The following is a 17,962-nucleotide window of genomic DNA, read 5'->3' on the forward strand; positions in this document are numbered from 1 at the left end:
CGCCTCCTGCGACGCTCGCCCGCCCACCGGGGCGCGCCCGCGCCCGAGCGGGTCGGAACGTGGTGAAGGGAACTCCCATGATGTGGTCCGGCGTTCACCGTGCGGCCGGGCCGCCGACGGTCGGCCGGCCCGCGGAGCGTGCGGCGATCGGAAGGCTGTGCACGGGACCCCGGCGCACTCTCGGACCGGGGTGGCTCCCCAGTGCGAGCGGAACCTCGACCGGTGTGGAATACGACCGACCGGCGCCATCGGCACCGGCGGGAACCGGCCACGAGGAGGCGGCGATGACGGGATCCGGAGCGCTGAGGATGACGGATCACGCCGGCGCCCCGCTCACCCACGGCCGGCCACGGGTCAACGGGGTCGATCTGCACTGTGCGACGGGCGGCAGCGGCGACCCGGTCGTGCTGATCCACGGCGTGCCGAAGACCATGTTCTTCTGGCGCCACGTCATCCCGCTGCTCACCCCGCACCACACGGTCGTCGCGGTGGACCTGCGGGGCTTCGGCGGCTCCGGACGTCCGGCGACGGGGTACGACACGCGGACCCTGGCCGCCGACGTCGCCGCGCTCATGGCGACGCTGGGACACGACCGGTACCGCGTGGTGGGCGAGGACTGGGGTGCGGCCGTCGGCTACGCCGTCGCGGCCTTCCACCGCCCGGAGGTCGTCCAGCTCGTCTTCCAGGAGACGAGACTGCCCGGCCTCCCGGTGCCCGACCTCGGGCCGCTCGCCGCCGAGGATCCCCGCACCGGCTGGCACCGCTCGTTGTTCGGTCTGCCGCACTACCCCGAACTGCTGATCACCGGCCGGGAGCGTGCCTTCTGGACGTACTTCATGCGGCGGATCATGTGGGACCCGAGTGCGTACACGGACGCCGACGAGGACGAGTACACGCGCGGGCTCGAAGAACCGGGCGGCAACCACGCGGTGTTCGAGCTGTACCGGGCGACCGGCATCGACGCCGACCAGAACCGGCCGCAGTTCGCCGTCCCGCTGGAATGCCCGGTGCTGGCCGTCGGGGGGCGCGCCTACCTCGCCGGGGAGCCCGGGGAGCAGATGGCTCAGGTCGCGGTGAACGTCACACCTGTGGTGGTCGAGCAGGCGGGGCACAACATCCCGTTGGAGGCGCCCGCCGAACTCGCGAGCCGCTACCTGGACTTCTTCGCGTCCGCGGCGAAATGACACACGCGTCGCGGCCGGGACGGCGGCCGCCCGGACCGGTTCCCACGGGGTCACCCCCCGGTCTCCGGGCCGGGTTCGCCGATCGCGCGCGGGATCTGCTTCCGGGAGGTGATGCCGAGCTTGCGGAACACCTTGTTCAGATGGAACTCGACGGTCGAGGCGGTGACGAACAGCCGCGCCGCTATCTCCCCGTTGGTCAGCCCCGAGGCGGCCATGGCGGCCACCTGCCGTTCCCGCGGGGTGAGATCGAACCTGGTCTCCTCGGTCCGCCTGCGGGCCTTCTCGCCGGTGGCCAGCAACTCGATCCGGGCCCGCTCGGCGTACGGCACCGCGCCGAAGGCGTCGAAGCTCTCGTACGCTGCGCGCAACTGCCTCCGGGCATCGGAACGTCGCTTGCGGCGGCGCAGCCACTCGCCGAACAGCAGCCGGGACCGGGCCAGTTCCAGGCCCAGCGGCCCCTGCCCCAGCAGTTCGACCGACTCCTGGTAGAACTTCTCGGCGTCGTCGCCGTCCGCCGTCAGCGCCCGGCCGAGGGCCAGCGTCCCCAGCGCCCAGGGAGTACCGGCGAGCGGGGCGCGTTCCTCCAGCCGGGCCAGGGCCCGGTCCGCGCTGTCCCGGTCGCCGGTGCGGACGCCGGCCTCGACGATCAGCGGCAGCACGAGGTTGCCGCAGGCCGGGGGGTCCGCCTCGAAGACCTCCAGCGCGTGCGTCATCGCCTGCCCGTAGCGGCCCCGCCCCAGCTCGAACAGGGTCAGCGCGTGCTGCGCCAGCAACCGGAGCAGGCCGTGGCCCATGCTCCTCATCTCCGTGATCCGCGCTACCGCGGCCCGTAGTTCGGCCTCCCGGCCGGTCAGGGCGAACATCCGGATCCGGTTGAGGTCTCCGCCGCCGGGGAAGCCGGTGTCGGCCACGATGTCGTCGAACTCGGCGTAGCGGACCTCCGCCTGCTTGAGGCGTCCGTCCCAGAGTTCGTAGTGCGCCTGGACGAGCAGCGACATGCTGAGCGCGTACAGCGCGCCGCCGGCGCGGTCCGTCGCCGCCAGCCGGTCGGCGACTCGGCGCCTGGCCTCGACGTCCCACAGATCGTCGCAGGCCATGGCCACCATCACCGCGAACGGACTGTTCGCGTCCCCGGTCCCGCCACCGCCCGACAGCAGGCCCATGGCGGTACGCAGCACGGGCGCGCTGTGCTCGTAGCCCATGGCCACACGGCGGGCCAGCCCCTCCATCAGCAGGTCGCGGCCGCGTACGACGGGGTCCGGGTCGCGCCGCGCGGCGACGGCGGCCGCCGCGACCTCGGTCAGCGACGTGCCCCGCACCGTGTCGTGGGCGACCAGCGCGGCGTGCAGCGCCTCCCGGAGCAGTTCCCAGGTCAGCCGCGGGTCCCGGGTACCGAGCCGGGTCACGGCGTCCATCAGCATCGCCGGGACGTCGGCGACGACCGCCTGGAACATCAGCACGGTCGCCCGGATCCGCAGTTCGCGCGTGCGCATCGCCGGGCCGCGGACGCCGGCGACGGCCAGGTCCAGCGCGGTCCCCGCCGCCGGCGCGTCACCGGACATCAGATGGGCCTGGGCCGCGTCGAGCAGCCGCTCGGCCCGTTTCTCCGGGGCGCCGGTGACATGGGCGGCACGCGACAGGAACAGGGCCTGCTGGGAGTAGCCGCCGCGGGCGCGGGCCCGCTCGGAGGCGGCCGCCAGGTCGTCGGCGACGCCGTCGTCCACGCCCTCGGCGGCCTCCGCCCGGTGCCAGGCGCGGCGGTCGGCGTCCCGGACGGGGTCGCAGGCGGCGGCCAGTGCCGCGTGCACCCGGCGGCGCTCGCCGGGTTCGGCCGCGGCGTAGACCGTCGAGCGGATCAGGGGATGCCGGAAGGCGGGAGGCATGTCCCGGCCGAGGACTCCCACGGCGGCCGCGGGCTGGACGGCGCGGGCGGACAGGCCCAGGCGCCCGGCGGCCCGCCACATCATCCCCGTGTCGTCCGAGGGGGCGGCCGCGAGCAGCAGCAACAGGGTTGCGGTCTCGGCCGGCAGGGCTCGGACCAGGCGCTGGAAGTGGTCCTCGAGGAGCCGGCTCACCGGCAGCGGATCGGGCAGCGGGGCGACCCCGGACAGCTGTTCGGCAGCCAGGGCGTCGGCGAGCTCCAGCAGCGCGAGCGGATTGCCGCCGGTGCCGGTGACGATCCGGCCGGCCACGTCCGCGTCCACCCGCCGGGCGACGGAGGAGAGCAGGACCCTGGCCTCCGGCTCGGGCAGACCGGTCAGGGAGTGCACGTCCAGCGCGTCGAAGAGGCCGTTGTCCGCGAGCCCGTCACGGACGGCGATGATCAGGCCCAGGGAGTCGGCGTGCAGCCGGCGGGCGAGGAACGCGAGCGCCTCGGCCGACTCCCGGTCCAGCCACTGCGCGTCGTCGAGCAGGAACAGCAGCGGCTGGTCGGCGGCGGCCTCGGAGAGCAGCGTCAGTGTCGCCAGCCCGACCAGGTAGCGGTCCGCGGGCGGCCCAGGCGCGAGGCCCATGGCCGCGTCCAGCGCGGCCCGCTGCGGCCCGGGCAGCCGATCCGTACCGTTCAGGAACGGCCGCAGCAACCGGTGCAGCGCGCCGTAGCCGAGACCGGTCTCGGTCTCGGCCGCGGTCAGCCGGACCACGCGGAGCTCCGCGGCCCGGTCCGCGGCGTACTCCAGCAGCCGGGTCTTGCCGATCCCGGGTTCGCCGGTCAGCGCCAGGACTCCGCTGAGGCCGTCGCGTACCGCGTCGAGCAGTCGCCCGATGGCTTCGCGTTCGATATGACGGCCGACGATCGGCAGCCCGGATGCGTGCTGGACGCCGTTCCCCCTCATGGGACCGCTCCCCTGCTTGTCGCTGTCCTGACATGGGGACGCTAGGAGCACCGCGCCGGCGGAAGCGAGCGTCATGTGACGGTGGTGTGCCGGTCACCGCAGGGCGCTGACCACCGTCCGCAGTTCGGCGCGCGAGGCCACGCCCAGCTTGGGGAAGATCCGGTGGAGATGCGAGCTGACGGTACGGTGCGAGAGGTAGAGCCGCTGGCCTATCTCGCGGTTCGTCAGGCCCTCGGCGGCGAGCTGGACGATCTGCAGTTCGTGGGCGGTCAGCCGGTCCCGGGCGTCCGGGGCCCGGCGGCGGCTGGTCTCGCCCGCCGCGCGCAGCTCCCGGCGGGCCCGCTCCCCCCAGGGGATCGCGCCGAGCGCGTCGAACATGTCGCGGGCGGCGCGGAGGTGGTCGCGGGACTCGACACTGCGCCGCCGGCGCCGCAGCCATTCGCCGTAGGCCAGGTGGGTACGGGCCCTGATCAGCGGCCAGGCGCCGAGGTCGGCGTCGAGCGCGTCCGCGAACAGCGGGTCGGCGTCCTCGTCGGCGGCCAGCAGTGCCCGGACCAGACGCAGTTCGGCGTGCAGCACCGGCGCGGAGGTCACCGTCGCGACCTCCTCCAGCTCCGTCACGACCGGGAGCACGGCGTCCGGCCGCCCGCAGTGCGTCGCCGCGTCGACGAGGTCGCCCACGGCCGTCAGCCGCAGGGCGACCTGGAACGCGGGATCCGCCGGATCGTGCAGCCGGCGGAACTGGCCGAAGGCCTCCTCGAACCGGCCCGCGCCCAGCGCGGCCAGCCCGCGCGCCATCGACGCGGTGGCCAGCACCGGACGGGCCCCGGCCGGCAGCCCGATCTCCTCCGCCTCCTCGGCCAGCGCCAGGGCGGAATCCACCTCACCGCGCAATGCGGCCAGCTTGGCGGCGGTGGCGGTCATCAGCGCGTACATCATCGTCTGGCAGGTCTCGCGCGCCAGCCTTCGTGACTCCTCGGTCGCGGCGATCGCCGCGCCGAGGTCGCCGACCACGAGAGCGCTCCACGCGTCCGCGCCGACCGTCCGGGCCAGCAGCCCCAGGCGTCCCTGGGCACGCAGCGGGGCGCCGCCGGCCGCCGAGAACGCCCGCGCCAGGTCGAAGCCGCCGACGAGGAGCGCGGCGGTGCTGAGCATGCGGTAGGCGCGGCCGTCGTCGCCCTCCTTCAGGGCGACGTGCCGGGCGCGCTCCAGGACGAAGGTGCCGCGGTCGACCGGCGCGGCGTAGGCGCAGATGGCCAGCCGCCACGGGTCGAGTTCGTCGAGCTCCATCCGCTCCACGGCCCGCAGGACCGTGGAGCGGCCCTGCGGGCCCGGGTCGGACCAGAAGCACAGCTGTGCCGCGCTCCACAGGATCCGCAGCGCCAGCGCACGGTCCTCCGCGGCCATCTCCTCGGCGAGGGCCGTCAGGGAGTTGGCGCCCGACGCATGGCTGTGCAGTCCCTCGTCGAAGCTGCCGCGCAACCAGACGACCGTGGCGTGCTGCCGTCGCGACAGCGGTCCGGTGAGCGCCTGGTCCAGCAGCCGGGTCACGGTCTCGGGCCGGCCGAGTTCGACGGCGAAGTCGGCGGCGCGCAGCAGCCGTTCGGCTCGGCGGTCGGCTTCCTCGCTGAGTGCGGCGGCCTGTTCGAGGGCCGTGACGGCCGCCGCGATGCCGCCACGGTGTGCGGCCCGGTGAGCGGCGTCCTCCAACGCGGCGGCGACCGTCTCGTCCGGGTCGTCGGCCGCGGCGGCGCGGTGACGCAGCTGCCGGTCGGGGTGTTCCCAGAGCACGGCGGCGAGCGCGGCGTGTGCGGCGTGGCGGACGCCGGTGGGCATGGTCTGGTGGATCGCCGACCGCATCAGCGGATGCCCGAACCTGATGTCGTTGCCGACGACTTGGACGAGCCGGGCGCGCACGGCCGGGTCGAGTTCCGCGGGTCCGGCCGTGGCGCCGGTGAACAGCCGGGTCGCACGGTAGGTCTCGGGGAGCGACGAGCTGTCGTTGAGGGCCGCGATCCGCAGCAGACTGCGGGTGATGTCGGGCAGGGTCTCCAGGCGGTCGGTGAAGGCCCGTTCGAGCCGCTCGGTGAGCGGCAGCTGGGACATGTGCGGATCGGCCGACGCGCCGAGTGTGCGGGAGAGTTCGGTCAGGGCCAGGGGGTTCCCGGCGGCCTCGGCCAGCAGCCGGCGATGCGCGGTCGGCCGCAGGTCCGGAGCGCGGTCCGCGAGGAGTTGCGCGGCCTGGCCGTCCGTGAGCGGCCCCAGGGTCACGGAGGTGAGTTCGTCGGAGTTCAGGCGCGACCGGTAGCCCTCGCGTGCGGCTCCCACGATGACCACCGGCTCCGTACCGACCCGGCGCGCCACGAAGGCCAGGACGCTGGCGGTGGCGTCGTCGAGCCACTGGGCGTCGTCGACCAGGAGCAGTACCGGCGCGAGGGCGGCCGCGTCGGCCAGGAGGTTGAGGACCGCCAGGCCGACCAGGAAGACGTCGGGCACACCGGCCTCGGCATGCCCGAGGGCGGTGTCCAGCGCCTGCCGGTGCGGGACGGCGAGCTCGGCGGCCTCCGCGGCCAGCGGGCGCAGGACGAGCTGCAGACCGGCGTAGGGGATGTCGCTCTCGGCCTCGGCACCGCTGGTGCGCAGGACCCGGTGGCCGAGCCCCTCGGCGAGGGCGGCGGTCTCGGCGAGCAACGCCGTCTTCCCGATGCCGGGGGCCCCGCGGACCAGCACCGCGCTCCCGTGGCTCCGCGGCTCGGCCAGCAGCCGGCGCAGCAGATCCAGCTGATCGTCGCGACCGACGAGCTCCACGTTCCCCCCATCAGCCGGGTCCCCCGGACTCGGTCTGTCTGGAAGCTCAGGGTACTGCCCCGCGACCGGCCCTCTCATTGTGGATTGACTATTCCATAAAGTGGGCTACTCTTGCCGCATGGCACGCACCAGGGAATTCGACGTCGACCAGGCGACAGACCGCGCCATGGACCTGTTCTGGCGCCGCGGCTACGCCGAGACGTCCCTGCAGGACCTGCTGCAGGAGCTGTCCATCGGCAGCGGCAGCTTCTACGCGGCCTTCGGCTCGAAGGAACAGCTCTACGTCCGCTGCCTGGAGCGCTACACCTCCCTCCAGGGCAGCGACCTGCAGGAGACCCTGGACGGGACGACCGGGATCCGGCCCGCGATCCGCAAGGTGCTCACCTCCATGATCGAGGCGGACCTGGCCGAACCCACGCGCGGCTGCCTCGTGGTCAGCGCCTCCACACAGTGCGGCGAGCAGCCTTCGGCGGCGGACCGCGTCACCATCGCCGTCCGGCAGGTCGAGTCCTTCCTCGCCGGAGCCCTGGAGCAGGCGCAGGCGCGGGGCGAACTCTCCCCCGACAAGGATCCGCGGGAACTGGCGCGGTTCCTCACCACCTTCATCCAGGGGATCCGCATAGTCGGCCAGGCGCGCACGGGGAGGGAGTTCGCGGAGGACGCCCTGTCCGTGGCGATGCGCGCACTGGACTGACCGCCACGGGCGACCCCGAATCGCCGCACCCGCACCCCCACCCGCGGGAAGTCATACCGTAATTATGTATTGATCAATCCAGAAAGGAACCGTCATGGAACTGCACCTCGAGGACAAGGTCGCCGTCGTCACCGGAGCCAGCAAGGGCATCGGCCTGGCCGTGGTCGAGAAGCTGGTCCGCGAAGGCGTCAAGGTCGTGGCCGGCAGCCGCACCTCCACCCCCGAACTGGACGCCCTGGCGGCCGGCCACGACGTCACGTTCGTGCCGGTCGACCTGTCCACCACGGCGGGCGCGGAGACCCTGATCCAGCAGGCCGTGGAGCGCCACCAGCGCCTGGACATCCTGGTCAACAACGTCGGCGCCGCCGAACCCCGCGAGTCGTTCCTCAAGGTCGACGACGCCGACTGGCAGCGGATCTTCGACCTGACCTTCTTCAGCGCCGTCCGCACCACCCGCGCCGCCCTCCCCCACCTGATCGCGGCGGGTGACGCGGCCATCGTGAACATCAGCTCGATCAACGCCCGGCTGCCCTTCCCCATGGTGGTCGACTACTCGGCGGCCAAGGCGGCGCTGACCAACCTGAACAAGTCCCTGTCCGAGGAGTTCGCGCCGCAGGGCGTGCGCGTCAACGCCATCGCTCCGGGCCCGGTCCGCACGCCGTTCTGGACCGCGCCGGGCGGCTTCGCCGACGCCACCGCCGCGGCAGCCGGGACCACCGCACAGGAGGCGCTGGACGTCATAGTGCCGCAGAGCATGGGGATCACGTCCGGGCGGATCAGCGAGGCGCACGAGATCGCCGACCTGACCCTGTTCCTCGCCTCCCCTCTGGCCGCCAACATCACCGGCACCGAGACCCTCGTCGACGGCGGCCAGACCAAGACGCTCTGAGACCCGCACGGCACCTGCCGTTCAAGGTCCGACTTCAAATCCGAGTGGAGAAAAGAAATGTCGATCGACGCCCCGATCACCCCTGAGCCGCTTCTTCGGCTCGGCCTCGGCTTCATGGCCTCCAAGACACTGCTGAGCGCGGTGGAGCTGGGAGTCTTCACCGCGCTAACCGGCGGCGGCCGCGACCGCGAGTCCCTCGCCTCCGAGGTGGGCCTGCACCCCAGATCCGCCACGGACTTCCTCGACGCCCTGGTCTCGCTCGACGTGCTGACCCGCGACGAGGACGGCACCTACCGCAACACCCCCGCCGCGGACGTGTTCCTGGACCGGGCCAAGCCGTCGTACGTGGGCGGCATCCTCGAGATGGCCAACTCCCGTCTCTTCGGCTTCTGGAACAACCTCACCGACGCGCTGCGGACCGGCACCCTCCAGAACGAGGTAGCGCACAGCGGCGCCCCGTTCTTCGCCACGCTCAGCCAGGACCCGGTCGCCTGGCGCGCCTTCCTCAACGGCATGAACGGCGTCAGCACCCCCCTCGCCGCCGCGCTGGCCGCGGACTTCGACTGGACCGGCCGCCGCCACGTCGTCGACCTCGGCGGAGCCCTCGGCGCCGTGCCCGCCGCCGTCCTGCGCTCCCACCCCGACCTCACCGGAGGCGTCTTCGAACTTCCCCCCGTCGGCCCGGTGTTCGACGAGTTCGTCGCCGCCCACGGCCTGACCGACCGCCTCACCTTCCACGGCGGGGACTTCTTCTCCGACCCGCTGCCCGCGGCCGACGTCTACGTCATGGGGCAGATCCTCCACGACTGGAACCTGGAACAGCGCCGGTTCCTGCTCCGGAAGGCCTACGACGCGCTGCCCGAGGGCGGCACCCTCATCGTCTACGACGCGATGCTCGACGACGAGCGGCGCCACAACACCTACGGCCTGATGCTGTCGCTCAACATGCTCATCGACACCGAGGGCGGATCCGAGTACACGGTCGCGGACGTCACCGAGTGGCTCCGGGCCGCCGGCTTCGCCAAGGTGGAGGCCCGTCCCCTCGTCGGCGGCTACACCGCCGCCTACGCCACCAAGTGACCCGCCTCCCTTAGAACCCTGAAAGCCCGGAGAACCCTGAGCGCCCGGAGAACTAGGAGGACGCCCGGGCCACCAGCGCCGTCGGCAGTACCGCGTGCCGGCGCTCCAGCCCCCGGGCGGCGGCCGGACGCCGGTCGGCGATCTCGGCCAGCAGCAGGTCGATCATCGCGCGGCCCATCTCCTCGATCGGCTGCCGGACGCTGGTGAGCGGCGGGTCCATGTGACGCGCGATGGCCGAGTCGTCGTACCCGACCAGCGCCACGTCCTCGGGGATACGGCGGCCCGCCACCCGCAGCACCTGGCGGGCGCCCGCCGCCATCACGTCGGAGCCGGCGAACACGGCGTCGAGGCCGGGCTCGCGCTCCAGCAGCCGGGCCATCGCCCGCCGGCCGCCCTCCTCGGTGAAGTCGCCCGGTTCGATGAGGAGTTCGTCCGCCGCACGGCCCGCGTCGCGCAGGGCGTCGCGGTAGCCGTCGACGCGGCGCTGGGCTCCGTACACGTCGAGCCGGCCGGTGATGTGGGCGATCGTGCGGCGGCCGCGGGTCAGCAGGTGCTCCACGGCCGACCGGGCGCCGCCGTAGTTGTCGGAGTCCACCGAGGTCAGCGTCTCCTCCGCCGAGCGGGGGCCGCTGATCACGGCCGGGATCTCCAGCTGGGCGAGCAGGTCGGGCAGCGGGTCGTCGGCGTGCACGGACACCAGCAGCACCCCGTCCACCCGGTGCGCGGCCAGGTACTGCGCGAGCCGGCGCCGCTCGCGGTCGCTGCCCGCGAAGATCAGCAGCAACTGCATCTCGGTTTCCGAGAGTTCGGCGCCGACGCCGCTGAGCATGTCGGAGAAGTACGGCTCCGCGAAGAACCGGGTCTCCGGCTCGGGAACGACCAGCGCGATCGCGTCCGTGCGGTTGGCGGCCAGCGCGCGGGCGGCGGTGTTGGGGACGTAGCCGAGTTCGTTGACGGCCGCCTCCACCGCCGCGCGGGTCGCGTCGCTGACCCGGGGCGAGCCGTTGATCACGCGCGACACCGTGCCGCGGCCCACGCCGGCCCGGGCGGCGACCTCCTCCAGGGTCGGCCGCCGAGTGCCCCGGCCCCGCTCGCCCTTGACCGTCATGGTCGCCGCCTTCCGTTCGCAGCCCTCAGGCCAGGAAATGTAACAGCCGGGACCCGGCCGCTCCGGGCCCCGTCACGCCCCCGGGGCCGTACCGGGTCAGCCCTGCTCACCGGCGCTCGGCAGCGCGTTCCGGCGGATCACCTCCGCGTACCAGTGTGCGCTCGCCTTGGGGATGCGGCGCTGGGTGCCGTAGTCGACGTAGACGGCGCCGAAGCGCTTGGAGTAGCCGTAGGACCACTCGAAGTTGTCCAGCAGCGACCACAGGAAGTAGCCGCGCACGTCCGCTCCGTCGGCGACGGCCTGCCGGACGGCGTCCAGGTGGGAGTGGAGGTAGGCGATCCGCTGCGGGTCGTTCACCCGGCCCTCGGGCGAGACGTAGTCGTCGAAGGCGGCGCCGTTCTCGGTGACCATCAGCGGCAGCCCCGGGTGCGAGGCCGCCAGGCCGGTCAGCAGGGTGTGCAGTCCGCTCGCGTCGATGGCCCAGTTCATCGCGGTGAGCTGGTCGTTGGCCAGATGGAAGGTGACGTCGTCGGCGCCCGTCCACGGGGAGTGGTCGCTCGCGCCGTGGCCGTCGTTGCGGGTGCCGGCGCCGCCCTCGACGGCCGCGGAGACCACGGTCGGCGAGTAGTAGTTGACGCCGAGCAGGTCGATCGGGCGGGAGATCTCGGCCAGGTCGCCGTCGTGCACCAGCTCCGCCCAGTCCACGAGGTGCGCGGTGTCGGCGAGCAGGTCCTCGGGGTAGGCGCCGTCCAGGATCGGGCCGGTGAAGATCCGGTTGCCGACCGCGTCGATGCGCCGGGCCGCCTCGGCGTCCGCGGCGCTGTCGGTCAGCGGGCGCACCTGGTGCAGGTTGAGGGTGATGGAGGTCTGCGCGGTCGACGGCAGGTTCTCCCGCAGCGCCCCGATCGCCAGCCCGTGGGCCAGGTTGAGGTGGTGCGCGGCGCGCAGGGTGGCGGCCGGGTCGGTGCGCCCCGGGGCGTGCACGCCGGAGCCGTACCCCAGGAAGGCGCTGCACCAGGGCTCGTTGAGGGTGGTCCACACCCCGACGCGGTCCCCGAGGGCCCGGGCCATGATCTCGGCGTAGTCGGCGAAGCGGTGCGCGGTGTCCCGCTGCGGCCAGCCGCCCGCGTCCTCCAGTTCCTGCGGCAGGTCCCAGTGGTAGAGGGTGGCGACCGGGGCGATGCCCGCTTCGAGGAGTTCGTCGGTGAGCCGCCGGTAGAAGTCGAGGCCGCGCTCGACCGCGGGCCCGCGTCCGGTGGGCTGCACCCGGGACCAGGAGACGGAGAACCGGTAGGCCTTGAGGCCGAGGTCCTTCATCAGCGCCACGTCGTCCTTGTACCGGTGGTAGTGGTCGGCGGCGATGTCACCGGTGTCGCCGTTGCGCACCTTCCCGGGGGTGTGGCTGAAGGTGTCCCAGATCGACGGCGTACGACCGTCCTCGGCGGCGGCGCCCTCCACCTGGTAAGCGGCGGTGGCGGCCCCCCAGACGAAGCCGGGCGGGAAGGAGGTGTCTGAGGCCGACTGGGCAGTGGTCTCGGTTCGTACGGCGGTCATCTGAGAACGCTCCCGGAGTGGCGTGGAGAAGGGGGGAAGGGGAGAAGCGGAGAAGGGGTCTTGCTGCGAGGAGGCGACCGGGTCGCACGCGGGCACCGGCCCGGGCACGGGCCCGCACCCGGGGCGGACCCGTACGGGACGGCGGACGGTGCGGGACGCCGCCAGGCCCGGGGGCGGACCGCCGGAACGCGGTGGGGCGGACCGGCGGAAACGGGTGGGGCGGACCGCCCGGCGTCAGCCCTTGACGGCGCCCGCCATGATGCCTCCGACGATCTGCTTGCCGAAGATCACGAAGACGAGCAGCAGCGGCAGGGTGCTGATCAGCGCGCCGGCCATGACGATGCTCTGGTCGGGGGTGTAGGAGGCGCTGAGCTGGCCGAGCGCGACCTGGAGGGTGGGGTTGTCCTGGTTCAGGGCGAGGAAGGGCCAGAAGAAGTCGTTCCACGCCTGGACGAAGGTGAGCATGCCGAGCACCATCATCGCGGGCCGGGCCGCGGGCAGGACCACGTTCCACACGATGCGGATGTTGGTCGCCCCGTCCACCTTGGCCGCCTCGATGAGTTCGTAGGGCAGGGCCTCCAGCAGGTACTGGCGCATGAAGAAGACACCGAAGGCACCGACCAGGGTCGGGAAGATCACCGACTCCAGTTTTCCGCCCCAGCCGATGTCCGCCATCATCATGAACAGCGGGACCACGCTGAGCTGCGGCGGGATCGTCAGGGTGGCGATGACCGCGGTCATCAGGGCGCCCCGGCCGCGGAACCGCATCTTGGCGAAGGCGTAGCCGGCCAGGGTGCAGAAGAACAGGGTGGCCGCGGTGATGCAGCCCGCCACGATCACGCTGTTGACGATGGCCTTGCCCAGATGGGCCTGTTCCCAGGCGGCCTGGAGGTTGCTCCACAGCCTGCCGCCCGGCAGCAGCGGAGGTGGGCTGTCGAGGACCCGCTGCTGGTCGTGCGAGGCGGCCACCAGCGTCCAGTACAGCGGGAAGACCGAGCCCAGGCCGACGACGACCAGGGCGAGGTAGGTGAGGGGGCCGCCCTTCAGTTGCTGCCCGGCGCCGAGCTTGAGTCGTACGCGGTTCCTGCCCGGGGAGGCGACCGGCGGCACCGGGTCGAGGCTCGGTGCGGTGTTGGTGGGGCTGGTCGTGGTCATCGATATCGCTCCCGTCAGGCCGCGCTCTTGCGCAGGAACCGGCCGACGATCAGGTTGATCAGGGCGATGAGCAGCAGCAGGGCGAGCATGGCCCAGGCGACCGCCGCGGCCGGACCGAGATGCCCCAGCTTCCAGCCGTAGTTGTAGAGGTAGATGCTGAGGGTTTCGTACTGGTGCTCGTTGCCGCCGGTGGAGCCGAGCGTGCCGCCCTGGAGCAGCAGCGGCTCGCCGAACAGCTGCATGGAGCCGATCGTCGAGATGACGATGGTGAACAGGATCGTCGGCCGCAGCGAGGGGATGGTCACCTTGCGGAACTGCTGCCAGCGCGTCGCCCCGTCGATGGAGGCGGCCTCGTACAGGTCGGTCGGCACGGCCTGCATGGCCGCCAGGTAGATCAGCGCGTTGTAGCCGGTCCAGCGCCAGATCACGATGACCGAGATGGCGATCTTGGACGTCCACTCGCCGTTGCCCCAGTCGGTGTTGCCGATGCCGACGAAGTGCAGCACCCAGTTGAGGATGCCGCCGTCGGCCCGGAACACCAGGGCGAAGACCAGGGCCGCGGTCGCCACCGAGGTGGCGTACGGGGTGAGCACGACCGTCCGCCAGAACGTGCTGGCGCGCAGCTTGTAGTTGAGCAGGTGGGCGAGGCCGAGGGCCACGAGCAGCTGCGGGACGGTCGAGATGACGCCGATCAGGAAGGTGTTGGTGACGGCCGTCCAGAACTCCGAGTCCTGGAGGATCTTGGTGAAGTTGTCGAAACCGACCCACTCCGACGTGCTGAGGCTCGTCATCTCCACCCGGTGCAGGGCGATCCAGCCCGTGTAGAGGAGCGGGTAGAGCCCGAAGGCACCGAAGACGAGGAAGAACGGAGCGATGTACGCGTACGGGGACGCGAGGTCGTCGAGGCGCCACAGCCGGCTGCGCCAGGTACCGCGTCCGTTCGGCACGGCACCGGAGCCGCCGGCGGGCGGGGTGGGGGCACCCCGTGTGGGTGTCGTCGTTGCCACGGGGGATTTCCTTCCTGGGGGGATTCGGCCGGGAAACAGGGGCGGGACAGGGCGGGGCCGGACGGCGACGTCGGGGTCTGACACCGCACCGGACCCGGCCGGGGGACGCGGCGCACCGGTGTCCGGCGCGCCCTACCCACGCGCCGGGCACCGGAACCTCGTACGGCACGGCGCGCGGTGCGGGCGGCCGGCGGGGCCGCCCGCACCGCGGGTCGTCAGCCGATCACCTTGTCGATCGCCTCGGTCGCGGCCTTCCACGCGTCGGCGGGCTTGGTGCCCCGCTGCTCCATGTTGTTGATCTGCGTGGAGATGGTGTCCTTGATCGTCGCGTCCTTCGGGCCGAGCACCGCCTCGGGGATGGTCTTGGCCTCGTCCGCGTAGATCTGGCCGATCGGCGCGTTGTTGAAGTACGGGAGCGTCGCGTTCTTCACGCCGGGCAGGTCATAGGCGCCCTTGTTCGACGGGAAGACACCGATCGCCTTGAAGACCTCGGCCTGCTGCTCCGGGGCGGTCAGCCACTTGACGAGCTCGGCGGCCTCCTTGGCGTGCTTGCCGCTCTTGGGCACGGCGAGGAAGGAGCCGCCCCAGTTGGCCGCGGTCGAACCGGGGGCCTTGGCTATGTCCCACTTGCCCTTGAAGGCGTCACCGGAGTTGGTGGAGATCTGCCCGGCCATCCACGCGGGGCAGGCCACGGTCGCCACGCTGCCCTTGCGCAGCGCCGCCGTCCAGGCGTCGGTGAACTGCGCCAGACCGTGGGTCAGCTTCTTCGAGGCGGCCTCGGCGGCCAGGTTCCAGCCCTGCTGCACGGAGGGGCTGTCCTTGTAGATCGGCTTGCCGGAGGCGTCGTAGTACTGCTGCGCCGAGGAGCTGACGACCGCGTTGTACATGGCGCTCGCGGAGTCCATGAAGTAGGTGCCGGACGGGGCCTTCTTCTTGTACTGCTCGCCGAGCTTGAGGTAGTCCTCCCAGCCGCCCGCGACGGCCTTGGCGACCGCGTCGCGGTCGGAGGGCAGACCCGCCTTGTCGAAGAGGTCCTTGCGGTAGCACAGGGACATCGGGCCGATGTCGGTGCCGGCGCCGATGACCGTGCCGTCCGAGGCGGTGGCCTGCTTCTCCTTCCAGGAGACCCAGTCGCTGACGTTGATCGTCTTGCTCAGGTCGGTGAACTTGGCCGCCTGGGTGTCGACGACCTCCTTGATGCGGCCCACCTCGATGCCGGTGACGTCCGCCAGGCCACTGCCCGTGTTCAGCTGCTGAAGGAGCTTGGGGTAGTAGTCCTGCTCGTTGGCGGTGGTCTCTTCCTTCACCGTGATCTTCGGGTGCAGCTTGTGGTACTTCGCGAACAGGTCGGCCTCCTTGTAGCCGAACTGCCCGAAGTCCGCCACCGTGAGAGTGATGTTCCCGTTGGAGTCCGAGGCGTCCGAGTCGCTGTCGCTGCTGCAACCGGTCAGCAGCAGCGCCGAGGCGGTCAGGACCGTTGTGGTCAGGGCCGCCGCTCTGCGGCCGCGACGACCGGTACGGGTGATGCGCATTCCACTACTCCTTGTTCCAGTGGGGAACGGGATCTCAGGAAACAGACCGCCGGGGACCGGCGATCCGGACCTGCCCTCTCGGTGCGAGCAGCGGCCAGCCCACAGCACTCGACGTGCGGTGAAAAGGTGCTGGTCAACGAGGTGCGGTGACGACAGAGGGATAGGCCATGGGGTGGTTCGCTCCACACGGGAGAGATTCCCCGGCTACCCGTGGGACCGCTCCCACGCGGCATGCCGGAAGACTGGTTCCTGTCGGGCCGACTGTCAAGACTTGAAAACGGCGTTGTTGCCTAAGCGTGTTCCGGACGTCACGGGAACGTGTCGCGCCGGGGGGTTTCACCGGCCCGACATCAGCCCGCCTCATCCAGGAATCACGCAGGTCACAGACGCGACGGCGGCCAGCACCCCAGGAGTTGCGCCGCACACCACCGCGCACCCGGGGTTTCCCGGACCAGGACGCGGCACGCCCGGACCGGACGCCGAGAGGTGAACGATGAGCTTTCCGGAGCGCCTCCCAGGGACCGGACACCCCGAGCCGCCGGCGGGACCGCGGGAGCCTGACGGCACCTCTTTGCCATGGGAGCGCTCCCATGCATAATGGCGCCAAGCCGACCATGGGAGCGCTTCCATGCCCGATTCGCCGACCGAGGCCTTTCCTCCCGCCTTCCTCTGGGGCGCCGCGACCTCCGCGTACCAGATCGAAGGGGCGGTACGGGAGGACGGCCGCACCCCCTCGATCTGGGACACCTTCAGCCATACGCCGGGCAAGACGGCCGGCGGCGAGACCGGTGACATCGCTGTCGACCACTACCACCGCTACCGCGACGACGTGGCGCTGATGGCGGACCTGGGCCTGAACGCCTACCGGTTCTCGGTCTCCTGGTCGCGCGTCCAGCCGACCGGCCGCGGCCCGGCGGTCCAGGCGGGCCTGGACTTCTACCGCCGGCTGGTCGACGAACTGCTGGCGAAGGGCATCAGGCCCGCGATCACCCTCTACCACTGGGACCTGCCGCAGGAGCTGGAGGACGCGGGCGGCTGGCCGGAACGGGACACGGCGTACCGGTTCGCCGAGTACGCGCGGATCGTCGGCGAGGCGTTCGGCGACCGGGTGGAGCAGTGGATCACCCTCAACGAGCCCTGGTGCAGCGCCTTCCTGGGCTACGGCTCCGGCGTGCACGCCCCCGGCCGTACCGACCCGGCGGCCTCCCTGCGCGCCGCGCACCACCTCAATCTCGCGCACGGCCTGGGCACTTCGGCGCTGCGCTCGGTCCTGCCGGCCCGCAACCAGGTCGCGATCAGCCTCAACTCCTCGGTGGTACGTCCGCTTTCGCAGGACCCGGCGGACCTGGCGGCGGTCCGCACCATCGACGACCTCGCCAACGGCGTCTTCCACGGCCCGGTCCTGCACGGCGCCTACCCCTCGTCGCTGTTCGCGGCGACGGCGACGGTGACGGACTGGTCGTACGTCCGCGACGGCGACCTGGCCGCGATCCACCAGCCGCTGGACGCCCTCGGGCTGAACTACTACACGCCCGCACTGGTGTCGTCGGCGTCCCGCGAGGCGAGCGGGCCGCGTGCGGACGGCCACGGCGCGAGCGACCACTCCCCCTGGCCGGCCGCCGACGACGTCGCCTTCCACCAGACGCCGGGCGAGCGCACGGAGATGGGCTGGACGATCGACCCGACGGGCCTGCACGAGCTGATCATGCGCTACACCCGCGAGGCGCCGGGCCTGCCCCTCTACATCACCGAGAACGGCGCGGCCTACGACGACAAGCCCGACCCGGACGGCAGGGTCCACGACCCGGAGCGCATCGCCTACCTGCACGGCCACCTCTCGGCGGTGCGGCGCGCGATCGCCGACGGCGCGGACGTGCGCGGCTACTACCTGTGGTCGCTGATGGACAACTTCGAGTGGGCGTACGGGTACGGGAAGCGGTTCGGTGCGGTGTACGTCGACTACGCGACGCTCGCCCGGACGCCGAAGTCGAGCGCCCGCTGGTACGGGGAGGCGGCCCGTACGGGGACGTTGCCGCCGGTGGGAGCGGTCGCCTGACGACGTCGTTCGGCTGCGGCATGCGTCGTTCGGCTGCGGCGCCGTCATGGCTGGTCGCGCA

The 17,962-nt window shown here is 72.1% G+C and carries 12 protein-coding genes; 5 read left to right on the top strand and 7 right to left on the bottom strand.

Features of this window, described 5'->3' with window-relative positions; genetic code table 11:
* Positions 1-284 precede the first annotated feature (284 nt).
* Positions 285-1,184 (top strand): alpha/beta fold hydrolase, encoded by a 900-nt coding sequence (locus tag ACZ4UV_RS06825; RefSeq protein WP_451020232.1) that lies wholly within the window; start codon positions 285-287, stop codon positions 1,182-1,184.
* A gap of 50 nt (positions 1,185-1,234) precedes the next feature.
* Here ACZ4UV_RS06825 and ACZ4UV_RS06830 read toward each other — a convergent pair whose 3' ends face one another.
* Positions 1,235-4,018, bottom strand: a complete 2,784-nt coding sequence (locus ACZ4UV_RS06830) for an AAA family ATPase (protein WP_467836134.1) — start codon at positions 4,016-4,018, stop codon at positions 1,235-1,237.
* A 93-nt stretch (positions 4,019-4,111) separates the two neighbouring features.
* The gene (locus ACZ4UV_RS06835) at positions 4,112-6,826 is read right to left on the bottom strand and encodes an AAA family ATPase (RefSeq protein ID WP_390042829.1); all 2,715 of its coding nucleotides are present in this window, start codon (positions 6,824-6,826) and stop codon (positions 4,112-4,114) included.
* 118 nt (positions 6,827-6,944) lie between these two features.
* On the opposite strand from ACZ4UV_RS06835, the gene ACZ4UV_RS06840 reads away from it, so the two are divergent.
* The 3 genes from ACZ4UV_RS06840 (at position 6,945) to ACZ4UV_RS06850 (ending at position 9,489) form a co-directional block, all read left to right on the top strand.
* Positions 6,945-7,520 (top strand): TetR/AcrR family transcriptional regulator, encoded by a 576-nt coding sequence (locus tag ACZ4UV_RS06840; protein WP_467836137.1) that lies wholly within the window; start codon positions 6,945-6,947, stop codon positions 7,518-7,520.
* 94 nt (positions 7,521-7,614) lie between these two features.
* Complete coding sequence (locus ACZ4UV_RS06845; RefSeq protein WP_451022653.1) at positions 7,615-8,409, top strand: SDR family NAD(P)-dependent oxidoreductase; 795 nt, start codon at positions 7,615-7,617, stop codon at positions 8,407-8,409.
* Between the two features lie 57 nt (positions 8,410-8,466).
* Positions 8,467-9,489, top strand: a complete 1,023-nt coding sequence (locus ACZ4UV_RS06850) for a methyltransferase (protein ID WP_467836141.1) — start codon at positions 8,467-8,469, stop codon at positions 9,487-9,489.
* A gap of 52 nt (positions 9,490-9,541) precedes the next feature.
* On the opposite strand, the gene ACZ4UV_RS06855 is transcribed toward ACZ4UV_RS06850, so the two are convergent.
* The 5 genes from ACZ4UV_RS06855 to ACZ4UV_RS06875 form a co-directional block, all read right to left on the bottom strand.
* Positions 9,542-10,597, bottom strand: coding sequence for a LacI family DNA-binding transcriptional regulator (locus ACZ4UV_RS06855; protein ID WP_390042822.1), 1,056 nt, complete (start codon positions 10,595-10,597; stop codon positions 9,542-9,544).
* Positions 10,598-10,693: 96 nt separating this feature from the next.
* The gene (locus tag ACZ4UV_RS06860; protein ID WP_467836144.1) at positions 10,694-12,151 is read right to left on the bottom strand and encodes a GH1 family beta-glucosidase; all 1,458 of its coding nucleotides are present in this window, start codon (positions 12,149-12,151) and stop codon (positions 10,694-10,696) included.
* 234 nt (positions 12,152-12,385) lie between these two features.
* Complete coding sequence (locus ACZ4UV_RS06865) at positions 12,386-13,306, bottom strand: carbohydrate ABC transporter permease (RefSeq protein ID WP_451020089.1); 921 nt, start codon at positions 13,304-13,306, stop codon at positions 12,386-12,388.
* A 14-nt stretch (positions 13,307-13,320) separates the two neighbouring features.
* Entirely contained in the window at positions 13,321-14,313 is a 993-nt protein-coding gene (locus ACZ4UV_RS06870; protein WP_123976749.1) for a carbohydrate ABC transporter permease, read from the bottom strand.
* A 215-nt stretch (positions 14,314-14,528) separates the two neighbouring features.
* The gene (locus ACZ4UV_RS06875; protein ID WP_390042816.1) at positions 14,529-15,845 is read right to left on the bottom strand and encodes an ABC transporter substrate-binding protein; all 1,317 of its coding nucleotides are present in this window, start codon (positions 15,843-15,845) and stop codon (positions 14,529-14,531) included.
* Positions 15,846-16,473: 628 nt separating this feature from the next.
* Here ACZ4UV_RS06875 and ACZ4UV_RS06880 point away from each other — a divergent pair.
* A complete protein-coding gene (locus ACZ4UV_RS06880; RefSeq protein ID WP_467836147.1) occupies positions 16,474-17,901 on the top strand; it encodes a GH1 family beta-glucosidase in 1,428 nt (475 codons plus the stop codon).
* Positions 17,902-17,962 lie beyond the last annotated feature (61 nt).

Source organism: Streptomyces sp. NPDC028289 (assembly GCF_055565975.1).